Here is a 21,999-nt window from a genome sequence, read left to right as displayed (position 1 = left end):
AAGGGCTTTTTCGATGCAAGGAAGACTGCGATCAGCGGTGATGCGGCGCCGCGTATTTCTTTTCCAGCCGGCCCACCAGTGTCGCCAATATCATCGTCATGGCGAAATAGACCACCGAAATGGTGATGTACGGTTCCCAGTAACGCGAATAGGCGCCGGCCACTGTACGCGCCGCGTAAGCCAGTTCGGCCAGGCCGATGGCGGATACCAGCGAAGAGTCCTTGAGCAGGGTGATGGCTTCGTTGCCGAGCGGCGGCAGCATGCGGCGGAAGGCTTGCGGCAGCACCACATAGCGCATGGTTGCCTTGTAGCCCATGCCGAGGCTGGAGGCGGCATAGCTTTGGCCGCGGTCGATAGACTGGATGCCGGCGCGGAAAATTTCGGAGATATAGGCGCCGGCATTGAGCGACAAGGCGACCACGCCCGAAATGAAGGCGCCATAGTCTTGCTTGATGGTGCGCGCCAGTTCGCCGGAAATCAGCAAGCCGTTGTCCTGGTGGATCAGCACCGGCATGACGGCGAAGTGGATCAGCAGGATCTGCACGAACAGCGGCGTGCCGCGGAAGAAGGCAACGTAGAAGCTGGCCAGGCCCTTCACAACGCGGAAGGGCCACTTCCATGGTCCATGCTTGACTTCAGCCAGGCGCAGCATGCCTAGAAATAATCCGAGGATGGTGCCGATGATGATACTGATCACGGCGACCTGCAGCGTCATGAAGAAGCCTTTGACGAATAGCGGGGCGTAGCCTTGTATGATGCTCCAGCGGAAATCCATAAATTATTGAGAAGAAATGATGCGAGGATGAAGGCGGACGCGCAAGCCGGGATCGGCAATCGGCAGGCTGCGCATAAGGATATTAAAAAATTAGCGGAAAATTATACCGTAGTTGCCGCAGACCGCCAAAAAACGGCAGTCTGCGCCTCATCACGCCTTACTTGGCGTTGCCAAAATACTTCTGGTTAATCTTGTCGAAACTGCCATCCGCCTTGACCTCGGCCAGCCCCTTGTTGATTTTCTCCAGCAGTTCGGTGTTGCCTTTGCGTACGGCGATCCCATAGTACTCCTTGGGGAAGCCGCCATCGGTCACCACGCGGAAGCTGGCGGAGGGATTGTTGGTAATGTAATTGCGCACCACCGGATCGTCGGCCACCACGGCATCGACGCCGCCGCTTTCCAGTTCCTTCAGGGCCAGCGTGGTCGAGTCGAAGCGCTTGATGCTGGGGTTGTTCTTGCCGACCAGGTTCTGCACCACTTCGTCGCCGGTAGTGGCGCTTTGCACGCCGATCTTCAGGTTCTTCAGGTCGCTGAACTGCTTGACCGTGGTATTACCTTGGGGGACGGCGATCAGCTGGCTGGCTTCGAAATAGGGTGTCGAAAAATCCACCGTCTGCTTGCGCTCGTCGGTGATGGTGATGGCGGAAATCAGCAGGTCGCGGTCGCCTTGTGCCAGGAAGTTGAAGATTCCTTCAAACGGCGTCGGGATGAATTTCACCTCGATGCCGATCTTTGCCGCGATCGCCTTCATCAGATCGATATCGAAACCGACCACTTCCTTTTTTTCGTTTTCGGCGGAGAACGGCGCATAAGCCGATTCCACCCCGACCACGTACAGGGTCTGTTTGGCTGCCGCGGCCGGCGCTTCTTCCTTTTTACCGCAGGCGCCGACGGCCAGCAGGCCCAGGCTCAGGGCGCACAGCGGCAGGTAGCGGCTTAACAATTTTTTCATGGTGTACTCGCAAAAATAAATCGGCTGGCGATCAGGTTCAGTATCGGCAATGAAACGGGATTTACAGCTTCTCGTCGGCGAAATATTTCTTGTAGATGCGGTCCTGGGTGCCGTCCGCCTTGATCAGTTCCAGGCCGTGGTTGAGCTTGGCCAGCAGTTCGCTGTTGCCCTTCTTGACCGCGATGCCGTAGTACTCTTTGGGGAAAGCCGGATCGTTGACGATGCGGAAATTCTTGCCCGGATTGTTCTTGACGAAATTGGTGACCACGCCATTGTCGCCGACCACGGCGTCGACGCCGCCGCCTTCCAGTTCCTGGAACGCCAGCGGCATCGATTCGAAGCGCTTGACGCTGGGGCTGTTCTTGCCGACCAGGTTTTGCGCCGCTTCATCTGCCGTGGTGCCGCTCTGGACGCCGATTTTCTGGGCTTTCAGATCTTCGAATTTGGTCACCTTGGAGCCGGCCGGCAGCACGATCAGTTGCTTGGCGACGAAGTAGGGCTCGGAGAAGTCCATGCTTTGCTTGCGCTGGTCGTTGATCGTGATGGTGGAGATCAGGATGTCGCGATCGCCCTGGGCCAGCGCATTGAACAGGCCGTCGAACGGGGTATTGACGATCTTGACCTTGATGCCGGCCTTGTCGGCCACTGCCTTCATGATTTCGACGTCGAAGCCGACCAGTTCCTTCTGTTCGTTCTCGGAGGCGAAGGGTGCATATGCGCCGTCGGCGCCGACCACGTATTCCTTAGGCGCAGCAGCCGCAGCGGCAGTGTCCTCTTTTTTACCGCATGCCGCCAGAAGCGTCAGCGAGCACAGCAGGGCCAGCGCGGGAAGATATCGTCGTTTCATGTTGTCTCCCGGCTTATTTGGCTGTGTCGGCGAAATACTTGGCGTAAATCTTGTCGTAGGTACCGTCGGCCTTGATCGCCGCCAGTCCCTGGTTGACCTTGGCCAGCAGCTCGGCATTGCCCTTCTTGACGGCGATACCGTAGTACTCTTTAGGAAATTCCGGATCGGCGATGAAGCGGAAGCCTTCCGAAGGATTGTTCTTGATGTAGTTCTTGATCACGCCATTGTCGGAGACAACCGCCTCGACGCCGCCGCCTTCCAGTTCTTTCATCACCAGCGTCGCCGATTCCAGACGCTTGATGTTCGGATTACTCTTGCCCAGTTCCTTCTGCACGATTTCATCGCCGGTGGTGGCGCTTTGCACGCCGACCTTCATGTTCTTCAGGTCGGCAAACTTGGCGACCTTGGAATCCTTGGGCACCACGATCAGCTGGTTCGCCTCGAAGTAGGGTTCGGAAAAATCGACGGTCTGCTTGCGTTCGTCGGTGATGGTGATAGCCGACGCCAGCAGGTCGCGGTCGCCTTGCGCCAGGAAGTTGAAGATGCCTTCAAACGGGGTGTTGACGAACTTGATCTTGAAGCCGGCCTTGTCGGCGATGGCGTTCATGACATCGACATCGAAGCCGACGATTTCCTTTTGTTCATTCTGATATTCAAACGGTGCAAAAGTCGCTTCGGCGCCGACCAGGTAGACCTTGGGTTCGGCCGCTGCCGTGGTTTTCGGTTCCTGCTTGCCGCAGGCCGCCAGCAACAGTGCAGCGGACAGTACGCACAGACTCAGATTGAAAATTCGTTTCATTGAATATCTCCTGTAAATATCGGTAAAGTGTTCGATTCATATCAACAAGCAAACGGTTTCTTCGGCGCTTGGGAGTGTGCTGCCGGATAAAATATTATGCAAATGATAATTTCATCGGAAATAATGCGCTATTTTAGATTCATCTTTGCATTCCACAATGATTTATATAGATCATTGCGCATAAAGGCGCTCGATGGTTAGTGCTATGTGGAAATAAATTCATGTACGGCGTGTCCGGGCCGGACGGCGCCGCTACCGCGCCTGCTAGTGCAGGCTCTTGAACGCCTTGGCAAGCGTCAGGATCTCGCCGGTGGCGTTGCCGTCGTAGCCATGCAGCTGGTTGACGATGTCGCGGAACGAGGCTGACTGCAGGATGCCGATGACTTGCTGCATCAAGGGATCTTTCATGACGCTGATAGGCACGGCAAAGAAGTAGCGCTCGCGGATCAGGGGAATGAAGTCCAGGCCGAAGCGTTCGGCGGCGGTCTGGACGCCGAAACCGACATCGGCCATGCCGCTGGCAATAAAAGCGGCAATCGCCGAGTGCGTGAATTCGGCGGTCTCGAAGCCGTCGATGGCGGTCGGCGACAAGCCTTGCCGCGACAGCATCAGCTCCAGCAGCATGCGGGTGCCGGAGCCGGGCTGGCGATTGACGAACAGCACGCCGTCGCGGCTGAGGTCGGCCAGGCTGACTATATGTTTCGGATTGCCGGGCGCCACCATCAAGCCCTGGTTGCGGACCGCCAGATGGATCAGACAGTGCTTGTTCTTGTCCAGCCAATGGCTGTAGCCGGCCACCGCTGCTTCTTCAAACTCTCCCAGCGGCACATGGAAGCCCGCCAGGTCGCATTCCTCGCGCGCTAGCGCCGCCACGGCGTCAGCGCTGTTGCGATAGCGCAGTTCCACCGGTACCTGCTGTTCGTTCAACTGGCTGAGCAGCGCCGCCACCGCAAAGCCATGGCTGGCGTTGAGCCGGATTACCTGCGGCTGGACGCTGACCGCCTTGCTCAATTCCCCCTCTAGTTCCGAAGCCAGGCTTTCCAGCGTCGGCGATAGCCGGGCGGCGATGCGGCGATCGGCCCAGATCAGTTTTTCCGCCAGCGGCAATAATTCACTGCCACGGCCGCGTCCAGTTTGTATCAAGGGGTGGCCGAACATCTTTTCCGCTTCGCGCAGCAAGCCCCAGGCGTGGCGGTATGAGTTGCCGATCTGCTTGGCGGCGTTGGCGATCGAGCCGGTTTCCTGGATTGCCGTCAGCAATGTCAATAGCACGGCAGTATCCAACGGCGGCTCGGCGTCGCGCGAAATTTCCCAGTGCGGTTTGATTTTGACTTTAAACATTATGCAAAATATAGCCTATTGAGTATGCGCGCCGCTAGTGATATTTTTCGTTCATGTAAGGGAAATGAAAATATTTCACACATAAAACTATATGTAAGTAATTACCTATGGTACATATAATACTTTTTCATTTCCGGGGGGAATTAGATGGGGTTTCTAGACAAACAACGGACCATTGCAGGTCCGGGATTCAACCGCTGGCTGGTGCCGCCGGCGGCGTTGGCGATACATCTGTGTATTGGCATGGCTTATGGTTTCTCAGTGTTCTGGCTGCCGTTGTCAAAGGCGATCGGGATCAAGGAATCGGTGGTTTGCGCCAAGGATATGAGTTTCTTGGCTGAAATATTCGCAAGCAATTGCGACTGGAAGATTTCGATGCTGGGCTGGATCTTCACCATGTTCTTCGTCTTGCTGGGAACATCGGCGGCAATCTGGGGTGGCTGGCTGGAGCACGTTGGTCCGCGCAAGGCCGGTTTCGTGGCTGCGCTGTGCTGGTGCGGCGGTTTGCTGATCTCGGCTTTGGGCGTGTATGAACATCAGATCTGGCTGATCTGGCTCGGCTCCGGCCTGATCGGCGGCGTCGGCCTCGGACTGGGTTATATCTCGCCGGTGTCGACCCTGATCAAATGGTTTCCGGACCGCCGCGGCATGGCGACCGGCATGGCCATCATGGGTTTTGGCGGCGGCGCGCTGATCGGCAGCCCGCTCGCGGACAAGCTGATGAAGCATTTCGCTACCGATACCTCGGTCGGCGTGTGGCAGACGTTTGTAGTGATGGCGTTGATTTACCTGGTGTTCATGATGGCTGGCGCTTTCGGCTACCGGATTCCGCCTAGCGGCTGGAAGCCGGCTGGCTGGACCCCGCCGGCGGCCAGCAGCAATACCATGATCACCCAGCACCACGTGCACGCCAGCAAAGTCTGGGGTATTCCGCAGTTCTGGCTGGTGTGGCTGGTGCTGTGCCTGAACGTATCGGCAGGTATCGGCGTGATCGGCATGGCGTCGCCGATGCTGCAAGAAATGTTCGGCGGCCACCTGCTGGGTGTGACGACAAAGTTTTCCGAGTTGTCGGGCGACCAGGTGAAGGCGATTGCGGCGATTGCTGCCGGCTTTACCGGTTTGATCAGCCTGTTCAATATCGGCGGCCGCTTTTTCTGGGCTACCTGCTCGGATTACATCGGACGCAAGATGACGTATGTAGTGTTCTTTGTACTTGGTTTCGTGTTGTACGTGAGCCTGCCATGGTCGGGGGCGAGCGGCAACGTGGCGTTGTTCGTGGGGGCAGTGTGTTTGATCCTGTCGATGTATGGTGGCGGTTTCGCTACCGTGCCGGCCTATCTGGCGGACTTGTTCGGCACACAGATGGTAGGCGCGATCCATGGCCGTCTGCTGACTGCCTGGGCTACCGCCGGGATTCTCGGACCTGTGGTGGTCAACTACATGCGCGAGTACCAGCTTGGCCTCGGCATGCCGCGTGAATCGGTTTACAACACCACCATGTACATCCTGGCTGGCATGCTGGTGCTGGGCTTGCTGTGCAATTTGATGATCCGCCCGATTGCCGCCAAGCATTTCATGACGCCGGAAGAACTGGCGCGCGAAAAGCAGCTGGCGCATGAGCAGGCTTCGGCCAAGGGCGAGGCAGTGCTGCCGCCGGAAGTCATGGCGCGTATCGGCAGCGGCGGCAATCCTGCGCTGTTGTGGCTGTCGTGGGCAGCGGTGGTGATTCCGCTGATCTGGGGGATTTCGATCACCCTGCAAAAATCGGCGGTGCTGTTCAAGTAAGTATTTAGGGCAAGTGGATAGGCAACTAAATAGACAAACGCAGTACATGTAGCAGAGGGACAGGGCGTGCAAGCCAACGCAGCGTGGCGCACTGCTCTGTCCCGGTAACAAGGCAGTTTGATAAAAGCATAAAAACAGTAATGGCAACACAGATTTCAAGACACACCGCGGCACGCTGACCAGGATGCATCGCTGTACATAAGAACAGCATTCGATCGGAGCGCCTTTTGTAGTGCTGAATCCCGGTAGGAGACTGTTGTGAAGATGCAAATCGAAGCTAGCGTTCCGCAAGCTGTGCCGTCGGACCCGTCTGTCGACCTGAATCAGGTCAGATCCATTATTCAAGAATTCAAGATGCTGCCGGGCGCCATGCTGCCCGTGCTGCATGCCATCCAGGACGCGCTCGGCTATGTGCCGCCATCCGTGGTGCCGCTGATCGCCGATGAGCTGAACCTCTCGCGTGCCGAAGTGCACGGCGTGATCAGCTTCTATCACCATTTCCGCCAGCAGCCGGCAGGCCGCCACATTGTGCAGATCTGCCGCGCCGAAGCCTGCCAGGCGGTCGGCGCCGATGCGCTGGTGGCGCACGCCAAGGCAGCCCTCGGCTGCGATTTCCACGGCACCAGCAGCGATGGCCAGTTCACGCTGGAGCCAGTGTATTGCCTGGGCCAGTGCGCCTGCGGCCCGAACATGCAGATCGACGATGATTTGCACGCCCGCGTCAGCAGCGACAAATTCAATCGCCTGCTGCGCGCCAAGCGAGGTGTGCAATGAACGCTCTCGACACAGCAGTCACCATTTATGTCCCGCGCGATTCCACCGCGCTCGCTCTCGGCGCCGACCAGGTCGCCGCGGCCATTGTGCAGCAGGCGGCGCAGCGCGGCATCAGCATCAAGTTGGTGCGCAACGGCTCGCGCGGCATGTTCTGGCTGGAGCCGCTGGTTGAAGTGGCGACCGCGGCCGGGCGCATCGCTTACGGTCCGGTCGAAGCCGACGATGTCGCCGCGCTGTTCGACGCCGGTTTCCTCAGCGGCGGCCAGCATGGTTCGGCGCTCGGACTGGTGGAAGAAATCCCCTATCTGAAACAACAGGAACGCCTGACCTTTGCCCGCGTCGGCATCACCGATCCGCTCTCGCTGCCGGACTACCTGGCGCACGAAGGCTATGCAGGCTTGCGGCGCGCCTTGACCATGCCGAGCGCTGCGCTGGTGCAAGAAGTGCTTGACTCCGGTTTGCGCGGCCGCGGCGGCGCGGCTTTTCCGACTGGGATCAAGTGGAAGACGGTAGCCGCGACCGTCGCCGCGCAAAAGTACATCGTCTGCAATGCCGACGAAGGCGATTCCGGCACCTTCTCCGACCGCATGGTGATGGAAGACGATCCCTTCATGCTGATCGAGGGCATGACGATTGCGGCGCTGGCAGTGGGGGCCACGCGCGGCTATATCTACGTCCGCTCGGAATATCCGCATGCCATCGCGGCGCTGAACCATGCGATCGCCACGGCGAACAGCGCCAACTACCTCGGCGACAACATCCTCGGCTCGGCCAGCAGCTTCTATCTGGAAGTGCGCAAGGGCGCCGGCGCCTATATCTGCGGCGAAGAAACCGCTTTGCTGGAAAGCCTGGAAGGCAAGCGCGGCGTGGTGCGCGCCAAGCCGCCGCTGCCCGCCATCGAGGGTTTGTTCGGCCAGCCGACCGTCATCAACAATGTGATCTCGCTGGCGTCCGTGCCTATCATCCTGGCGCGTGGCGCGGCCTTTTACAAGAACTACGGCATGGGCCGTTCGCTGGGCACGCTGCCGATGCAACTGGCCGGCAATATCCGCCGCGGCGGCCTGGTGGAAAAAGCCTTTGGCGTGACCCTGCGCGAACTGCTGCAAGACTTTGGCGGCGGCACTGCCAGCGGCAAGCCGATCCGCGCGGTGCAGGTCGGCGGCCCGCTGGGACCCTATCTGCCGCCGTCGCTGTTCGACACCAAGCTCGATTATGAAGCCATGGCGGCAGTCGGCGGCATGCTGGGGCATGGCGGCATCGTCGTGTTTGACGACAGCGTCGATATGGCGAAGCAGGCCAGATACGCGATGGAATTCTGCGCGGTCGAATCCTGCGGAAAATGCACGCCTTGCCGCATCGGTTCTACCCGTGGGGTGGAGGTGATCGACAAGATCGTCGCCGGTCAGCCACAGCAGATCAAGCTGCTGCGCGATCTGTGCGACACCATGGTCAACGGCTCGCTGTGCGCCATGGGCAGCATGACGCCGCTGCCGGTGCTGTCGGCGCTCGATCATTTCCCGGAAGATTTCGGCAAGGGCGAACTCGGCCAGGCCGCTTGAGAAATTGGTAGGGTGGGCACGCTTTTGTGCCCACGCGGACAGCGCTACAGCGTGGGCACAAAAGCGTGCCCACCCTACACAGCGATGGATAAAAAATTTGTCGGAACCAGGAGTATGTGATGAATCAGCTTAACGAACTCGACTACGGCACTCCCGCCAAAACGGCTACCCAGCTGGTGACCCTCGAAATCGACGGCGTCAACGTCGAAGTCGCGGCCGGCACTTCGGTGATGCGGGCCGCAGTCGAGGCCGGCATCAACGTCCCCAAGCTATGCGCTACCGACAGCCTGGAACCGTTTGGTTCCTGCCGCCTGTGCCTGGTGGAGATCGACGGCCGCAAAGGCTATCCGGCTTCCTGCACCACGCCGTGCGAGCCTGGCATGAAGGTCCGTACCCAGACGCCTAAACTGGCCGATATCCGGCGCGGCGTCATGGAGCTCTATATTTCCGACCATCCGCTCGACTGCCTGACCTGCCCGACCAACGGCAATTGCGAACTGCAGGACATGGCAGGCGTCACCGGCCTGCGCGAAGTACGCTACGGCTACGAAGGCGAGAACCATCTGAAAATGAAGAAGGATGAATCGAATCCTTACTTCACCTACGATCCCTCCAAATGCATCGTCTGCAACCGTTGCGTGCGTGCATGTGAAGAAACCCAGGGCACCTTCGCGTTGACCATCGACGGCCGCGGTTTCGAATCGCGCGTGTCGGCCGGCCAGATGCAGGATTTCATGGATTCCGAATGCGTCTCTTGCGGCGCCTGCGTGCAAGCCTGCCCGACCGCCACCCTGACCGAAAAGACCGTGATCATGCTGGGCCAGGCTGAGCACAGCGCGATCACCACCTGCGCCTATTGCGGGGTCGGCTGTTCGTTCAAGGCGGAGATGAAGGGCAACCAGGTGGTGCGCATGGTGCCGCACAAGGATGGCCAGGCCAACCATGGCCACTCCTGCGTCAAGGGCCGCTTTGCCTGGGGCTATGCGACGCACAAGGACCGCATCACCAAGCCCATGATACGCAGCAAGATCACCGATCCCTGGCGCGAAGTGTCGTGGGATGAAGCGCTGGCCTATGCGGCCGGCGAATTCCGCCGCATCCAGGCCAAGTACGGCAAGGATTCGATAGGCGGCATTACCTCTTCACGCTGCACCAACGAAGAGACCTATCTGGTGCAAAAGCTGGTGCGGGCGGCGTTCGGCAACAATAACGTCGATACCTGCGCCCGGGTTTGCCATTCACCCACCGGCTACGGCCTCAAGCAGACGCTGGGCGAATCGGCCGGCACCCAGACCTTCGATTCGGTCATGCAGGCCGACGTGATCATGGTGATCGGCGCCAATCCAGTCGCCGCGCATCCGGTGTTTGCCTCGCAGATGAAGCGTCGCTTGCGCCAGGGCGCACAATTGATCGTGGTCGATCCGCGTACTACCGACATGGTCAAGTCGCCGCATGTGCAGGCGGCGTTCCACCTGAAGCTGCGCCCGGGCACCAACGTTGCGCTGATCACTGCACTGGCGTATGTGATCCTGTCGGAAGGCCTGGAAAAGCCGGACTTCGTCGCCGAGCGTTGCGATCAGAAGTCGTATACCGACTGGAAGGAATTCGTGCTGCGTCCGGAGCACTCGCCGGAAGCCGCGGCCGAGATCACCGGCGTGCCGGCCGAGCAGCTGCGCGGCGCCGCGCGTCTGTATGCCAGCGCCGCCAACGGCGCCATCTACTACGGCCTCGGCGTCACCGAACATGCGCAAGGTTCGACCATGGTGATCGGCATCGCCAACCTGGCGATGGCGACCGGCAATGTCGGCCGCGAAGGTGTCGGCGTCAATCCGCTGCGCGGCCAGAACAATGTGCAGGGCTCCTGCGACATGGGCTCCTTTCCGCATGAACTGCCGGGTTATCGCCACGTCTCCGACAGCACCGTGCGCGGCGAGTTTGAACAGGTCTGGGGCGTTACGCTCAGTCCGGAACCGGGTTTGCGCATTCCGAACATGTTCGATGCCGCGCTGGACGGCAGCTTCATGGGGCTGTACTGCGAAGGCGAAGATATCGTGCAGTCGGACCCGAACACCCAGCACGTCACCGCCGCCATGGCGGCGATGGAATGCATCGTCGTGCAAGACCTGTTCCTCAACGAGACTGCCAAGTACGCACATGTGTTCCTACCAGGTTCCTCGTTCCTGGAAAAGGACGGCACGTTCACCAACGCGGAACGCCGCATTTCGCGGGTACGCAAGGTGATGCCGGCCAAGGCCGGGAAATCGGACTGGGAAGTGACCGTGGCGCTGTCCAATGCGCTGGGTTATCCGATGAACTACACGCATCCATCGCAGATCATGGACGAGATCGCGGCCTTGACGCCGACCTTCCACGGTGTCAGCTACGCCAAGCTGGACCAAGCCGGCAGCCTGCAGTGGCCGTGCAACGACGAAGCGCCGCAAGGCACGCCGATCATGCATATCGGCCAGTTCGTGCGCGGCAAGGGAAAGTTCATCAATACCCAGTACTTCGCTACCGATGAAAAAGTGACGCTGAAATTCCCATTGATCCTGACCACCGGCCGCATCCTCTCGCAATATAATGTCGGCGCCCAGACCCGCCGCACCGAGAACGTCGAATGGCATAGCGAAGACCGGCTGGAAATCCATCCGCACGACGCTGAGGACCGCGGCATCAAGGACGACGACTGGGTCGGCATCGAATCGCGCGCCGGCCAGACCGTGCTGCGGGCGACAGTGACCGAGCGGGTGCAGCCGGGCGTGGTTTACACTACCTTCCACTTCCCGGAATCGGGCGCCAACGTGATCACCACCGATAATTCGGACTGGGCCACCAATTGTCCGGAATACAAGGTCACCGCGGTGCAGGTGCTGCCGGTCAGCCAGCCGTCCACATGGCAGCAACAGTTCAGCCGCTTTACCGAGCAGCAGCTGAAACTGCTGCAAGGACAGGCGGAGCATGGGACGGAGGCAGCCGTCACCAAATAACAGTACAGAGGAAAGCATATGGCCTTACCAGAATACGCCAGCAGCACCGAGGTAGCAGTGGAGCGCTGGCGTAACGGCGGTGTCAGCAACAGCCGCAGCCACGATATGGTGGCAGAAGAAGTGCCGGTGGCGCTGGAGTACAACGGCATTTCGCACGCGGTGATGATGGCCTCGCCGGCCGATCTGGAAGATTTTGCCTTGGGCTTTTCCCTGACGGAAGGCATCTTGCAAGACCGCAGCGAGCTGTTCGATTGCGACATAGTCATGGCTGAAGAGGGGATCCAGGTGCAGATGCAGATCGCCACGGAACGCTTCGTGGCGCTCAAGGAAAAGCGGCGCAACCTGACCGGCCGCACCGGCTGCGGCTTGTGCGGGGCGGAAACCTTGCAGCAGGCAGTGCGCAAGCCGGCGCCGGTAGTGTCGCATGCGCGCTTTTCCGCGGCGGCGATTTACGCGGCGATGGCGGAGATGCAGAAGCAACAGCATTTGCAGCAGGTTACGGGAGCGACGCACGCCGCGGCCTGGTTGCAAGCGGATGGAAATATCGGCCTGGTGCGGGAAGATGTCGGCCGCCACAACGCGCTCGATAAATTGATCGGCGGCCTGATGCAGCTGGATCCGCCGGTGGATTTTGCCAGCGGCGCGATATTGATCACCAGCCGCGCCAGTTATGAAATGGTACAGAAGGCAGCCAGCATGGGCTGCGGCTTCATCGTCGCGGTCTCGGCGCCGACTGCGCTGGCAATCCGGCTGGCGGAGCAGGCCGGCGTCACCCTGCTGGGTTTCGTGCGGCAGCCGGGCCACGTGGTGTATGCCCATCCGCAGCGCCTGGCGCCAGCTTAGTTCTTAAACACAGTCTTGCAGCAGAAAAGGTAGACGCAATGAATCTGGAACATCTGGTGAAAATGGCGAATCAGATCGGCGCATTTTTTGACACCATGCCGGACCGTCCGCAAGCCATGACGGACCTGATCACTCATCTGAAGCGTAGCTGGGAGCCGCGCATGCGGCGCGAACTGCTGGCCTATGTCGACCACGAAGGCGGCGCCGAACTGATGCCGTTCGTGCAGGAAGCCATCCGCCTGCACGCCGCCGTCCTCAAATAAATTACGGCAGGAACACCATCTGCGACGGGCTGCCCAGCCCGGTATAGCGGTCGATGAATTCCAGCCTGCCGCTTTGCTTGTCGATGGCGAACTGGGTGATGTTGTCGCTGCGCTGGTTCAGCGCATACATGAAGCGCCCTTGCGGCCCGATCACGATGCTGCGCGGATAATCGCCGCGGGTCCAGGTATCCTCCACCCAGGTCAGCTTGCCCTCGGCGCCGATGGCAAACTGCGCAATGCTGTTGCGCAGCCGGTTGGCGACATAGGCGAAGCGGCCGTCGGGGCTGAGGATCAGGCCCGAGGCGAAATTCGTGCCCTGGTAGTTTTTCGGCAAGGTCGAGACTGAATCCTGTTCCTGCAAAGTGCCCTTGGCCTGGTCGAAGTGATACAGCGTCAGCGTCGACGATTCTTCGTTGATGACATACACGTACTTGCCGTTGGGATGAAAGACGAAGTGGCGCGGCCCGGCGCCGGCCGAGGACGCCTTGATGAACGCCGGCATGTTCGGGCTCAGGCGGCCGCTGGTCTGGTCGAAGCGCCACTGGTAGATGCGGTCCAGCCCGAGGTCGGTGGAGAACACGAAGCGGCCGCTGGGGTCGCTGGCGATCATGTGCGCATGCGGTCCGTTATGGTCGCTGGCGGTGAAGCTGCCGACGACCGCCGCTTCCGGCCTTGCTGCGCCGGGGGTGCCGCTGCTTTGCTGTACCGATGAGGCCGGCTGCAGACTGCCGTCGGCGCCCAGCGGAAACACTGCCACCGAGCCGCCGCCGTAGTTGGCGGCGAATAGATGTTTTCCCTGGGCCGAAAGCGTCACGAAGGCCGGTGTCGCGCCTTGCGAATCCTGCTCATTCAACTTGCTCAGCGCGCCGTCGGTGCGGTTGACGGCATAGGCCGCCACGCTGCCGTGCTGGCCATCCTTGTAGTTGGCGATTTCGCTGGCCACATACAAGGTCTTGCCATCCAGGCCTGCGGTCAGCTGTGCCGGATTAGGCTGGCTGCTGGCAAGGCCGGCCCGGCTGAGCGCACCGGACTGGCCGTCGACCTTGAACAGATAGACTCCTTCGCCGTTAGGGTTATATGTTCCAACATAGGCGAACTGTACGGGAGTCGCGGGTGTTTCGGCTTGGAGGGGCAGGCTGGTCATGGCGAATAGGGCGGTGAGTGCGATGGAGAAGGTCGTCCGGCGGGACAGACGGGAAATCGATAATGGCGTCGGCATGGTTTCCTCGATAGCCGGGCGCTGCAGGCAAGCGCCCTGGTGGATAATTTCGTTGAATGAATATAGGGTTTTCTAGCCAGAATGGCAATCCATAAATGTGACAGCCGAGGCGCTTGGAACGTTCCTGCATCAGCTGCCGTGTAACGTAAAATATCGGGTGATCCCGGTTCTCGGCTAGAATGGCGCTCGCGCTGTATTAAAACCGACAGGCAAGGACCAATGGAATTTCAGTTCATCAGCCCCAAAAAGAATGCGCTGGTTTATCTGGTCAAGATACTTACCGGCGCCCTGATCACATGGTATGGCTTGCGCGCGCTGGGTTTGCAGGAGCCTTACTGGGCCATGATTTCGCTGATCATCGTGACTGAACCGGACATCAACCTGGCCAAGGCCAGTTTCAAGGCGCGCCTGATCAATACCCTGAACGGCTGCGTGGTGGCTTGCCTGGCGCTGGTATTGTTCGGCCCGGGCTTCCTGTCCTTGCTGATCGCGCTGGCGGTATCGGTGCTGGTTGCCATGCTGTTGCAAAACTATCCGGCCAACTGGCGCCTGGGACCGGCCACCGTGGTGATCCTGATGTCGGCGGCGATCGGCGGCAAGGGGCTGCACCAGGAACTTGAATATGCGTTATTGCGCGTCGGTGAAGTGATCGCCGGCAGTACCGTGGCATTATTGCAATCATTGGCCTACGGCTTTGTGCTCAAGCGTCTGGCGCCAGTGAAGACCTGATCACCAAGCGCGAGATTGATTGATCGAATCTATTGACGTAATTTCCTAAGCAACACTATAGTGACAAAATGATTTCAGAATTCCATCAATTATCAGAAAAAATAGGCCAGCTGGCCGAGCTGACGCACGCTCTGCGCCGCGAAAATGTCGATTTGCGCCTGCGTGCCAAGGATTTGCAGAGCGAGAGCGAGGACCTGCAACGCCAGAATGCAGAATTACAACAGCGGATAGACGAAGCGCACCGGCGCGTTGCCGCCTTACTTGAGAAATTGCCGGCATTGCCGTCGTCGCCGCAGGATAAGGAGCTTGCATGAGCCAGTTAAGCGTCAACATCATGGGCCAGCCATATACCCTGTCCTGCAAGGAAGGCGAAGAAAACGCCCTGCAGGAAGCGGTGAGCTACCTCGACGGTAAAATGACAGCGATCCGCGACGCCGGCAAGATTCGCGGCAACGACCGCATCGCCGTGATTGCCGCGCTCGGGATTGCTGCTGAATTATTGAGCAGCAAGGCGCCTTCGGGGCCGTTGTCCGAGCTGACGGTGTCGGAAGTGAAGCAGAACATTGCGGCGATGCATACCGTGCTGGATGACGCCCTGGCGGCCCAGGAAGACCTGTTCTGAGGCGGCGAAATCCAAGAAAAAACTTGCGGCAAAGGGTTTGACTTGGAAGTTGTTTGGAGTAGACTACTCACTCCTGCCGTGTTCGCGATTGTCATAAAATCCTTGAACCATTTATACGCACCGGCTGCGGAATTTTGTTCGACAGGTGTGAGCGTCGCTAGTCCGATGAGCCCGAAGTTGAACTAACTGCGGCCAACTTGAATCGCTTTGGTTCAGGATGCCGACAAAGCGGCACAGGCGGGACTTGATTCTGAAGCGGTTGCATAACCATGCAGCCGCTTTTTCTTTTGCGGCTTTGCTTTTGCGTTTTTTGCGGCCTGTTGCGATGCCTGTAGAACAGCGGAAAGAGACCACATGAATTATTGGCTAATGAAATCCGAGCCGGACGACGCCAGCATCGACGATGTGCTGGGCATGCCCGGGCAGACGATTGCCTGGTATGGCGTACGCAATTATCAAGCGCGCAATTTCATGCGCGACCTGATGAAGGTCGGCGACGGCGTACTGTTCTACCACTCCGGCTGTGCGGTGCCGGGCATCGCCGGCCTGGCGGAAGTGGCGAGCACACCCTATCCGGACGATACCCAGTTCGATTCCAAGAGCAAATATTTCGATGCCAAGGCCGAGCGTGAAAATCCGCGCTGGATGCTGGTCGATGTCAAGGCGCTCAAGAAAACCCGGCTCCTCCCTTTGGCCGAACTGCGCGCACAGGAAGCGCTGGCCGAAATGCAGATCCTGCGGCGCGGCAACCGGCTTTCCATCACGCCGGTCAGCGCCGCCGAATGGCGCCACATCGGCAAGCTGCTCAAGGCGTGACGGTAACGGCTGCCTGCTTGGCATAGTGTTCGCGCAGCAGGTTCTTTTGCACCTTGCCCATGGTGTTGCGCGGCAGCTCATCGGCGAAGAACACTTGCTTCGGCACCTTGAAGTTGGCGATGCTGCTTTTCATCAGTTCGATCACGCCGGCAGTGGTCAGCTTGGCGTCCGGCCGCTTGACGATGACCGCCGTCACGGCTTCGCCGAAATCGGCGTGCGGGATGCCGATCACCGCTGATTCCAGCACGCCGTCGATCTCATCGAGCACGCTTTCGATTTCCTTGGGATAGACGTTATAGCCGCCGGAAATGATCAGGTCCTTGCTGCGGCCGACGATGGCCAGATAGCCGTCATCGTCGAACTTGCCGACATCGCCGGTCTTGAAATAACCGTCGGCGGTGAATTCCTCCGCGGTCTTTTCCGGCATGCGCCAGTAACCCTGGAATACATTCGGACCTTTTACCTGGATATCGCCGATTTCACCGGCGCCGCCAACGCTGCTGCCGTCGCTGCCGGCCAGCCGCAGCGAGACGCCCGGCAAGGGGTGGCCGACCGTGCCGCCGCGCCGTTCCCGGTCATAGGGATTGGAAGTCAGCATGGCGGTTTCGCTCATGCCATAGCGTTCCAGGATGGTGTGGCCGCTGCGCACCTTAAATTCAGCAAAGGTATCGGCCAGCAAAGGCGCCGAACCGGACACGAACAGGCGGATATTGCGGCAGGCATGGGCGTCGAAACCCTGGGCCGCCAGCAGGCGCACATAGTAGGTGGGCACGCCCATGAAGATGGTGCTGCGCGGCAGCTGGCGGCAGACTTCGGCGGCCTCGAATTTCGGCAGGAAAATCATCTTGCTGCCATTCAGCAGGGCGCCGTTGGCAGCCACCAGCAAGCCATGGATATGGAACAGCGGCAGCGCGTGCAGCAGCACGTCGCCGGCTTGCCAGTGCCAGTACTGCTGCAGCACCTTGGCGTTCGATGCGATATTGCCGTGCGAGAGCATGGCCCCTTTGCTGCGGCCAGTGGTCCCGGAGGTATACAAGATGACGGCGAGGTCGTCGGCCTGGTTTTCCACGGTCTCGAAATGGTCCGGGAAATGCATGGCGCGCGCCAACAGCGAGCCGGAATTGCGGCCTTGGTTGCCGCTGCTGATTTCATCCAGCGTGAACAGGTGCCGGGTGCCGGCCTTGAAGGCGATCTGCGCCACCCAGCCGAAATTTTTCGGCGAGCAGATGAACACCGCGGGCTCGGCATCGCCGATGAAGTATTCGATTTCCGCGCTGCGGTAAGCCGTATTCAGCGGCAGGTAGACAAAGCCGGCGCGCAGCGTCGCCAGGTACAGTATCAAGGCTTCCGGCGATTTCTCTACCTGCACGGCAATCCGCGCGCCGCGCGGCAGGTCCAGGCTCTTGAACAGGTTGGCGATGCGGGCGGAGGCGCGCTCGACATCGCCCCAGGTGTAGTACTGGCCGTCATGGGTTTCGATGCAGCAGGCGGTTTTATCGGCAGGGAAATGCGACGCGAACAGGGCGTAGAGATTGGCGTTCATAGAGATGCGGGAAAAAGACGTTCGGCCATCGCCGCCGGCGCTATCCCTACATCAGGAATGGCCGGCGGCACGGTATTGCGCTTCAGGTTGGAGCGGGGCTGGCGGCCTTGACCGGCGGCGCATCGGCGGCGCCGGCATATTTGCGCGGATGGCGGTAAGCGATGAACAGCAGGATAATGCCGAGCACGATCATCGGCACCGACAGCATCTGGCCGGCGGAAATCGTGATGCCGCCGAAAGTGACGTTGTAGTCCGGCACGCGGAAGTATTCGGTGAAGAAGCGGGCGCAGCCGTACAGCAGCGAGAACATGCCGGCCACTGCCATGCGCGGCCGCGGCTTGCGCGAGAACAGCCAGAGAATGATGAACAGCAGGATGCCGTCGACCAGCATCTGGTAGATCGGCGACGGATGGCGCGGCAGGTTGTCCACGTTCGGCCAGATCATGGCCCACGGCAGCGACGGGTCGGAAACCACGCGGCCCGGCAGTTCGCCGTTGATGAAATTGCCGAGGCGGCCGGCGGCGTAGCCCAGCGGCACCATCGGTGCGATGAAATCCATGATGTCCATCAGGTTGCGGCCAGCCTTGCGGCCCCACAACGCCATGGCGATCAGGACGCCGAGGAAGCCGCCGTGGAAAGACATGCCGCCCTTCCATACGGCGATGATTTCGGCCGGGTGCGAAAAATAGTAGGCCGGATCGTAAAAGAACACCTGGCCCAGGCGGCCGCCGATCACCACCCCCAGCACGCCGTAGAACAGCATGTCGTCGATATCTTCCTTTTTCCAGCCGACCGCGGCGATATGCGGCTGCTTGATACGGATGCGGCCGACCCAGATGAACTGGATGAAGGCCAGCAGATACATCAGGCCGTACCAGCGTACATGCAGCGGGCCGAGTGAGAAGGCGATCGGATCGGGTAAGGGGTGGATCAGCATGTTCTATTTCTTTCTTAATAATTCTAAAAAGGCTTGCAGTACAGGTGAGGCATTATCGCGTCGCCAGGCCAGCCCGGTCTCTACCAGCGGCGTCTGGTCCAGCAATTCGCGATAGTCGACCCCCGGGCGTTGCAGGTTCGACACCGATTGTGGCACAAGCGCGATCCCCATGCCAGCCGACACCAGGCCGACGATGGTTTGCATCTGGATTGCCTCCTGGCCGATATGCGGGGTGACGCCGGCGGCGCGGAAGCAACCCAGGATGGTGTCATGGAAACCGGGCGAGATGCGGCGCGGGAAAATAATCAGGGGCATGTCGGCCACGCTGCTCAGGGCAATCTTGCCTTTGCCGCGCAGCGCCTTGAGGCCGCTTGGCGCCGCCAGCATCAAGGGTTCGGACAGCACAGGCTGATAATCGAGCACCAGCCTGGCTTTGTCCGGCAAGGGCGGGATCAGCAAGCCGGCATCGATGCGGCCTTCCATCAGCTGCGCCAGCTGCAGGTCGCTGGTGGCTTCCTGCAGGTCTATCCGTACCTGCGGGTAGGTTTCGCGGAAAGAACGCAGCAAAGGCGGCAGGATGCTGTAGTCGGCGGTGGAGACGAAGGAGAGCGTGAGCAGGCCCGACTCGCCACTGGCGGCGCGCCGGACCAGGTCGGGCAGGGTAGCGGCCTGCTGCAGCAGGCGTTGTGCTTCCGGCAGCAGCGCTTGCCCGGCCGGGGTCAGGGCGACGCTGCGCTTGGTGCGCGCAAACAGAGCGGCGCCAAGACCGGCTTCGAGCGCCTGGATGGCTTGCGACAAAGGCGGCTGCGTCATGTGCAGCCGCAGCGCGGCGCGGCCGAAATGCCTTTCTTCCGCCACCGCCACGAAATAGCGCAGTTGTCGCAGCTCTATATTCATTCATCGATACCTAATAAAAAAGCCGGAGAGAAGCCGGCTTTTTGCTTTGCTTGATGTGGCCGTATCAGCGGCCGGGACGGTTATTCTTGTCGAAGGTTTTCTTGACGCGTTCCTTCTTGATTTTTTCGAGTTCTTCGTGCGCCTTGCGCTTGTCCAGGCCGAGCATGCGTTCGAGAAATTCAAACCAGATGAAAGCGATCGCCATCAGGCCCGCGATCCACCACCAGGACATATTGGTAAAAAACGCAGTGACTTCGAAGTATTTTAACGCTATTAGTACAACGATAATGATAATCAGTGGCATGGCATTCCCTTTTCTTTGCCGAAAGGATAGGGCGAAAGATGCCTGTGGTCAACGGATGTCGCTCTGATATGTCGGATCCCTGATGTAGGTAGGTGTTTGCGGGATATGAGACAATGCGCACGGGCAGGTAAAATGGTGTCACATTTTTTTTGACGGAGATAAGAATGAAACGTTTGTTGATCTGTGCATTGCTGGGTGCAATGGCATCGGGTTCTGCTCTGGCTGACGCCGGTCTGGATCTGGCAAAAGCCAAGAACTGTCTGGCATGCCACTCGGTAGCCAACAAGGTCGTCGGACCGGCATATAAAGACGTTGCGGCAAAGTTTTCGGCAAAAGACGAAGACATGCTGGTGCAAAAAGTCCTGAAGGGCAGCACCGGCACTTGGGGCGCCATCCCGATGCCGGCCAATCCGCAAGTCAGCGAAGCCGAAGCGCATACGCTGGTGAAGTGGATTCTGTCGCAGAAATAATTCCACCGGTCAGACTGCAAAAAGGGCGCTCAGATGAGCGCCCTTTTTATTGGTAAAAATGTCGCCGTGTCCGCCGTTAAACGGTCATAGGGCGGACAGATTTTCTGCCCATGCTGAAGCCGTTTCAGTTCCCTCAAATAAAAATGCCGTTCGATCTTGGCTGAACGGCATTAATCCCGCGGGAGGCTTTTCAGGATGGCCGGAAACGCCTTATTTGGTCACAGCTAGCTGGCTGCGCTGCGCGCCGCGGTAAGTGTACAGAGTGATGGTGCCGTCCTTGATGTCGCCCTTGGCATCAAACGAAATCATGCCGGTCACGCCCTGGTGCTGGATCTTCGCCAGTTCCGGCAGGTATTTCTTCGGATCGGCCGACTTGGCTTTTTGCATCGCATCTGCCATCGTCATCAAGGCATCGTAGGTATACGGCGCATAGATCACCACATCCTTGCCGTATTTGATCTTGTATGCAGTGCGGAATCCGTCCAGCGCTTTTCTGCCCGAGTCTTCTACGCCGCCGGCTTCGGCGCAGATCACCTGGTCGTTGCTGATGCCGTCGCCCGCCAGTTTCGGCAGGTCGGAAGTGCAGATGGCGTCGCCGCCCATGAACTTGGCCTTGATGCCGAGCGCTCTCATCTGGCGCAGCATCGGGCCGGCGCCGGCATCCAGGCCGCCGAAGAAGACGACGTCAGGTTTCTTGGCCTTGAACGAGGTCAGGATGGCGTTGAAGTCGGTCGCCTTGTCGTTGGTGAACTGGCTGGAGACGATGGTCATGCCGGCCGCTTTGGCCGCTTTGCTGAATTCTTCCGCCAAACCCTGGCCGTAGGCGGTGCGGTCGTCGATCACCGCTGCGGTCTTGGCATGCAGCGTGCTGGCCGCATAACGGCCGAGGGCGCCGCCCAGCTGGCTGTCGTTGGCGACCACGCGGAAGGTCGTGTTGAAGCCTTGCTGGGTATATTTGGCGCTGGTGGTGGAAGGCGAAATCTGCGGGATGCCGGCGTCGTAATAGATCTTCGATGCCGGGATCGAGGTGCCGGAATTGACGTGGCCGATGACGCCGGCGACCTTGGCGTCGACCAGCTTCTGGGCGACGGCGGTGGCCTGCTTCGGATCGGATGCATCGTCTTCCGCCACCAGCACGAAGCGGGTCTTCTTGCCGTCCAGCACGATGCCCTGCGCATTCAATGCTTCGATCGCCATGCGGGCGCCGTTTTCATTGTCCTTGCCGATATGGGCGATAGGGCCGGTGATCGGTCCGACGTGAGCGATCTTGACCACTTGCTCTTGCGCCTGCGCCGAAGCGGCCAGGGACAGGGCGATGGCGGCAGCCAGCGGCATCATTTTAGTAGTGTGCACCAGGGTTTCTCCTAAGGATTGTCGGCGGTATTATTAAAAAATCAGTTTTTAGACAGTCGGCTTGCGCCGCGAGTTCGGACTGTCTTGAGGGAGTTAAACGTTACAACAATCCATAGCCGGCGCAAAGGGCATTTATATGCTTTTTTATCAATTCGGCAGAATGATATGCGTAAGCTGCTGGCTC

At 59.5% G+C, this 21,999-nt stretch carries 22 protein-coding genes and 1 other RNA gene; 12 read left to right on the top strand and 11 right to left on the bottom strand.

What is annotated here, in order from left to right:
- Positions 1-31 precede the first annotated feature (31 nt).
- The 5 genes from VNZ65_RS12965 to VNZ65_RS12945 all read right to left on the bottom strand — a co-directional run bounded on the left by VNZ65_RS12965 (position 32) and on the right by VNZ65_RS12945 (position 4,714).
- Positions 32-775, bottom strand: coding sequence for an amino acid ABC transporter permease (locus VNZ65_RS12965; RefSeq protein ID WP_325669592.1), 744 nt, complete (start codon positions 773-775; stop codon positions 32-34).
- A gap of 157 nt (positions 776-932) precedes the next feature.
- Complete coding sequence (locus VNZ65_RS12960; RefSeq protein ID WP_325669590.1) at positions 933-1,727, bottom strand: basic amino acid ABC transporter substrate-binding protein; 795 nt, start codon at positions 1,725-1,727, stop codon at positions 933-935.
- Positions 1,728-1,788: 61 nt separating this feature from the next.
- Complete coding sequence (locus tag VNZ65_RS12955; RefSeq protein WP_325669588.1) at positions 1,789-2,574, bottom strand: basic amino acid ABC transporter substrate-binding protein; 786 nt, start codon at positions 2,572-2,574, stop codon at positions 1,789-1,791.
- Positions 2,575-2,587: 13 nt separating this feature from the next.
- Positions 2,588-3,373: a basic amino acid ABC transporter substrate-binding protein gene (locus VNZ65_RS12950; protein ID WP_325669586.1), complete on the bottom strand. Its 786-nt coding sequence runs from the start codon at positions 3,371-3,373 to the stop codon at positions 2,588-2,590.
- Between the two features lie 264 nt (positions 3,374-3,637).
- On the bottom strand, positions 3,638-4,714 hold the full coding sequence (locus VNZ65_RS12945; protein WP_325669584.1) for a substrate-binding domain-containing protein: 1,077 nt from the start codon (positions 4,712-4,714) through the stop codon (positions 3,638-3,640).
- A 147-nt stretch (positions 4,715-4,861) separates the two neighbouring features.
- Here VNZ65_RS12945 and VNZ65_RS12940 point away from each other — a divergent pair, with 147 nt between their 5' ends.
- The 6 genes from VNZ65_RS12940 to VNZ65_RS12915 all read left to right on the top strand — a co-directional run bounded on the left by VNZ65_RS12940 (position 4,862) and on the right by VNZ65_RS12915 (position 12,925).
- Positions 4,862-6,499, top strand: a complete 1,638-nt coding sequence (locus VNZ65_RS12940) for an OFA family MFS transporter (RefSeq protein ID WP_325669582.1) — start codon at positions 4,862-4,864, stop codon at positions 6,497-6,499.
- 264 nt (positions 6,500-6,763) lie between these two features.
- On the top strand, positions 6,764-7,273 hold the full coding sequence (locus tag VNZ65_RS12935) for a formate dehydrogenase subunit gamma (RefSeq protein ID WP_325669610.1): 510 nt from the start codon (positions 6,764-6,766) through the stop codon (positions 7,271-7,273).
- Complete coding sequence (locus VNZ65_RS12930; protein ID WP_325669580.1) at positions 7,270-8,832, top strand: NADH-quinone oxidoreductase subunit NuoF; 1,563 nt, start codon at positions 7,270-7,272, stop codon at positions 8,830-8,832. Before VNZ65_RS12935 ends, VNZ65_RS12930 begins: the two co-directional genes overlap by 4 nt.
- 119 nt (positions 8,833-8,951) lie before the next feature.
- On the top strand, positions 8,952-11,819 hold the full coding sequence (gene fdhF / locus VNZ65_RS12925; RefSeq protein WP_325669578.1) for a formate dehydrogenase subunit alpha: 2,868 nt from the start codon (positions 8,952-8,954) through the stop codon (positions 11,817-11,819).
- Between the two features lie 18 nt (positions 11,820-11,837).
- Positions 11,838-12,662, top strand: coding sequence for a formate dehydrogenase accessory sulfurtransferase FdhD (gene fdhD / locus VNZ65_RS12920; RefSeq protein ID WP_325669576.1), 825 nt, complete (start codon positions 11,838-11,840; stop codon positions 12,660-12,662).
- Between the two features lie 38 nt (positions 12,663-12,700).
- Positions 12,701-12,925, top strand: coding sequence for a formate dehydrogenase subunit delta (locus tag VNZ65_RS12915; protein ID WP_325669574.1), 225 nt, complete (start codon positions 12,701-12,703; stop codon positions 12,923-12,925).
- 1 nt (position 12,926) lies between these two features.
- Here the strand turns inward: VNZ65_RS12915 and VNZ65_RS12910 are convergent, their stop codons facing one another.
- Positions 12,927-14,144, bottom strand: coding sequence for a lactonase family protein (locus tag VNZ65_RS12910; RefSeq protein ID WP_325669572.1), 1,218 nt, complete (start codon positions 14,142-14,144; stop codon positions 12,927-12,929).
- 219 nt (positions 14,145-14,363) lie between these two features.
- Here VNZ65_RS12910 and VNZ65_RS12905 point away from each other — a divergent pair, with 219 nt between their 5' ends.
- The 5 genes from VNZ65_RS12905 (at position 14,364) to VNZ65_RS12885 (ending at position 16,311) form a co-directional block, all read left to right on the top strand.
- Positions 14,364-14,873: an FUSC family protein gene (locus tag VNZ65_RS12905; protein WP_325669570.1), complete on the top strand. Its 510-nt coding sequence runs from the start codon at positions 14,364-14,366 to the stop codon at positions 14,871-14,873.
- A 68-nt stretch (positions 14,874-14,941) separates the two neighbouring features.
- Entirely contained in the window at positions 14,942-15,187 is a 246-nt protein-coding gene (gene zapB, locus VNZ65_RS12900) for a cell division protein ZapB (protein ID WP_325669568.1), read from the top strand.
- Positions 15,184-15,495, top strand: a complete 312-nt coding sequence (locus VNZ65_RS12895; protein ID WP_061937683.1) for a cell division protein ZapA — start codon at positions 15,184-15,186, stop codon at positions 15,493-15,495. Before zapB ends, VNZ65_RS12895 begins: the two co-directional genes overlap by 4 nt.
- Positions 15,496-15,562: 67 nt before the next feature.
- Positions 15,563-15,743, top strand: a non-coding RNA gene (gene ssrS, locus VNZ65_RS12890) — 6S RNA.
- Positions 15,744-15,849: 106 nt separating this feature from the next.
- Entirely contained in the window at positions 15,850-16,311 is a 462-nt protein-coding gene (locus VNZ65_RS12885; protein ID WP_325669565.1) for an EVE domain-containing protein, read from the top strand.
- Here VNZ65_RS12885 and VNZ65_RS12880 read toward each other — a convergent pair.
- From VNZ65_RS12880 to VNZ65_RS12865, 4 genes are all read right to left on the bottom strand, one after another.
- Positions 16,301-17,854, bottom strand: a complete 1,554-nt coding sequence (locus tag VNZ65_RS12880; protein WP_325669564.1) for a malonyl-CoA synthase — start codon at positions 17,852-17,854, stop codon at positions 16,301-16,303. The two genes, VNZ65_RS12885 and VNZ65_RS12880, sit on opposite strands and share 11 nt — an antisense overlap.
- An 82-nt stretch (positions 17,855-17,936) precedes the next feature.
- Positions 17,937-18,791: a prolipoprotein diacylglyceryl transferase gene (lgt, locus tag VNZ65_RS12875; RefSeq protein ID WP_061937692.1), complete on the bottom strand. Its 855-nt coding sequence runs from the start codon at positions 18,789-18,791 to the stop codon at positions 17,937-17,939.
- A gap of 3 nt (positions 18,792-18,794) precedes the next feature.
- Positions 18,795-19,688, bottom strand: a complete 894-nt coding sequence (locus VNZ65_RS12870) for a LysR substrate-binding domain-containing protein (RefSeq protein WP_325669560.1) — start codon at positions 19,686-19,688, stop codon at positions 18,795-18,797.
- Between the two features lie 64 nt (positions 19,689-19,752).
- Complete coding sequence (locus tag VNZ65_RS12865; RefSeq protein WP_325669558.1) at positions 19,753-19,992, bottom strand: TIGR04438 family Trp-rich protein; 240 nt, start codon at positions 19,990-19,992, stop codon at positions 19,753-19,755.
- A 164-nt stretch (positions 19,993-20,156) separates the two neighbouring features.
- Between VNZ65_RS12865 and VNZ65_RS12860 the strand changes: the two genes are divergently transcribed.
- A complete protein-coding gene (locus VNZ65_RS12860; protein WP_062112291.1) occupies positions 20,157-20,462 on the top strand; it encodes a c-type cytochrome in 306 nt (101 codons plus the stop codon).
- A 210-nt stretch (positions 20,463-20,672) separates the two neighbouring features.
- Here the strand turns inward: VNZ65_RS12860 and VNZ65_RS12855 are convergent, their stop codons facing one another.
- Positions 20,673-21,800, bottom strand: coding sequence for a branched-chain amino acid ABC transporter substrate-binding protein (locus VNZ65_RS12855; RefSeq protein ID WP_414649121.1), 1,128 nt, complete (start codon positions 21,798-21,800; stop codon positions 20,673-20,675).
- Between the last annotated feature and the right edge of the window lie 199 nt (positions 21,801-21,999).

This window comes from Collimonas sp., assembly GCF_035566555.1.
In the GTDB taxonomy this organism is placed as follows: domain Bacteria; phylum Pseudomonadota; class Gammaproteobacteria; order Burkholderiales; family Burkholderiaceae_D; genus Collimonas.
This window is presented reverse-complemented; position numbering and strand designations above follow the sequence as displayed.

Bases quoted from the DNA above. Each gene is read 5' to 3' on its own strand.
- VNZ65_RS12945 (WP_325669584.1), bottom strand. From the start codon at position 4,714: ATGTTTAAAGTCAAAATCAAACCGCACTGGGAAATTTCGCGCGACGCC.
- VNZ65_RS12960 (WP_325669590.1), bottom strand. From the start codon at position 1,727: ATGAAAAAATTGTTAAGCCGCTACCTGCCGCTGTGCGCCCTGAGCCTG.
- VNZ65_RS12905 (WP_325669570.1), top strand. From the start codon at position 14,364: ATGGAATTTCAGTTCATCAGCCCCAAAAAGAATGCGCTGGTTTATCTG.
- zapB (WP_325669568.1), top strand. From the start codon at position 14,942: ATGATTTCAGAATTCCATCAATTATCAGAAAAAATAGGCCAGCTGGCC.
- VNZ65_RS12915 (WP_325669574.1), top strand. From the start codon at position 12,701: ATGAATCTGGAACATCTGGTGAAAATGGCGAATCAGATCGGCGCATTT.
- VNZ65_RS12935 (WP_325669610.1), top strand. From the start codon at position 6,764: ATGCAAATCGAAGCTAGCGTTCCGCAAGCTGTGCCGTCGGACCCGTCT.
- VNZ65_RS12930 (WP_325669580.1), top strand. From the start codon at position 7,270: ATGAACGCTCTCGACACAGCAGTCACCATTTATGTCCCGCGCGATTCC.
- VNZ65_RS12940 (WP_325669582.1), top strand. From the start codon at position 4,862: ATGGGGTTTCTAGACAAACAACGGACCATTGCAGGTCCGGGATTCAAC.
- VNZ65_RS12855 (WP_414649121.1), bottom strand. From the start codon at position 21,800: ATGATGCCGCTGGCTGCCGCCATCGCCCTGTCCCTGGCCGCTTCGGCG.
- VNZ65_RS12965 (WP_325669592.1), bottom strand. From the start codon at position 775: ATGGATTTCCGCTGGAGCATCATACAAGGCTACGCCCCGCTATTCGTC.
- VNZ65_RS12885 (WP_325669565.1), top strand. From the start codon at position 15,850: ATGAATTATTGGCTAATGAAATCCGAGCCGGACGACGCCAGCATCGAC.
- VNZ65_RS12895 (WP_061937683.1), top strand. From the start codon at position 15,184: ATGAGCCAGTTAAGCGTCAACATCATGGGCCAGCCATATACCCTGTCC.
- VNZ65_RS12860 (WP_062112291.1), top strand. From the start codon at position 20,157: ATGAAACGTTTGTTGATCTGTGCATTGCTGGGTGCAATGGCATCGGGT.
- VNZ65_RS12880 (WP_325669564.1), bottom strand. From the start codon at position 17,854: ATGAACGCCAATCTCTACGCCCTGTTCGCGTCGCATTTCCCTGCCGAT.
- fdhD (WP_325669576.1), top strand. From the start codon at position 11,838: ATGGCCTTACCAGAATACGCCAGCAGCACCGAGGTAGCAGTGGAGCGC.
- VNZ65_RS12950 (WP_325669586.1), bottom strand. From the start codon at position 3,373: ATGAAACGAATTTTCAATCTGAGTCTGTGCGTACTGTCCGCTGCACTG.
- VNZ65_RS12910 (WP_325669572.1), bottom strand. From the start codon at position 14,144: ATGCCGACGCCATTATCGATTTCCCGTCTGTCCCGCCGGACGACCTTC.
- VNZ65_RS12870 (WP_325669560.1), bottom strand. From the start codon at position 19,688: ATGAATATAGAGCTGCGACAACTGCGCTATTTCGTGGCGGTGGCGGAA.
- VNZ65_RS12955 (WP_325669588.1), bottom strand. From the start codon at position 2,574: ATGAAACGACGATATCTTCCCGCGCTGGCCCTGCTGTGCTCGCTGACG.
- fdhF (WP_325669578.1), top strand. From the start codon at position 8,952: ATGAATCAGCTTAACGAACTCGACTACGGCACTCCCGCCAAAACGGCT.
- VNZ65_RS12865 (WP_325669558.1), bottom strand. From the start codon at position 19,992: ATGCCACTGATTATCATTATCGTTGTACTAATAGCGTTAAAATACTTC.
- lgt (WP_061937692.1), bottom strand. From the start codon at position 18,791: ATGCTGATCCACCCCTTACCCGATCCGATCGCCTTCTCACTCGGCCCG.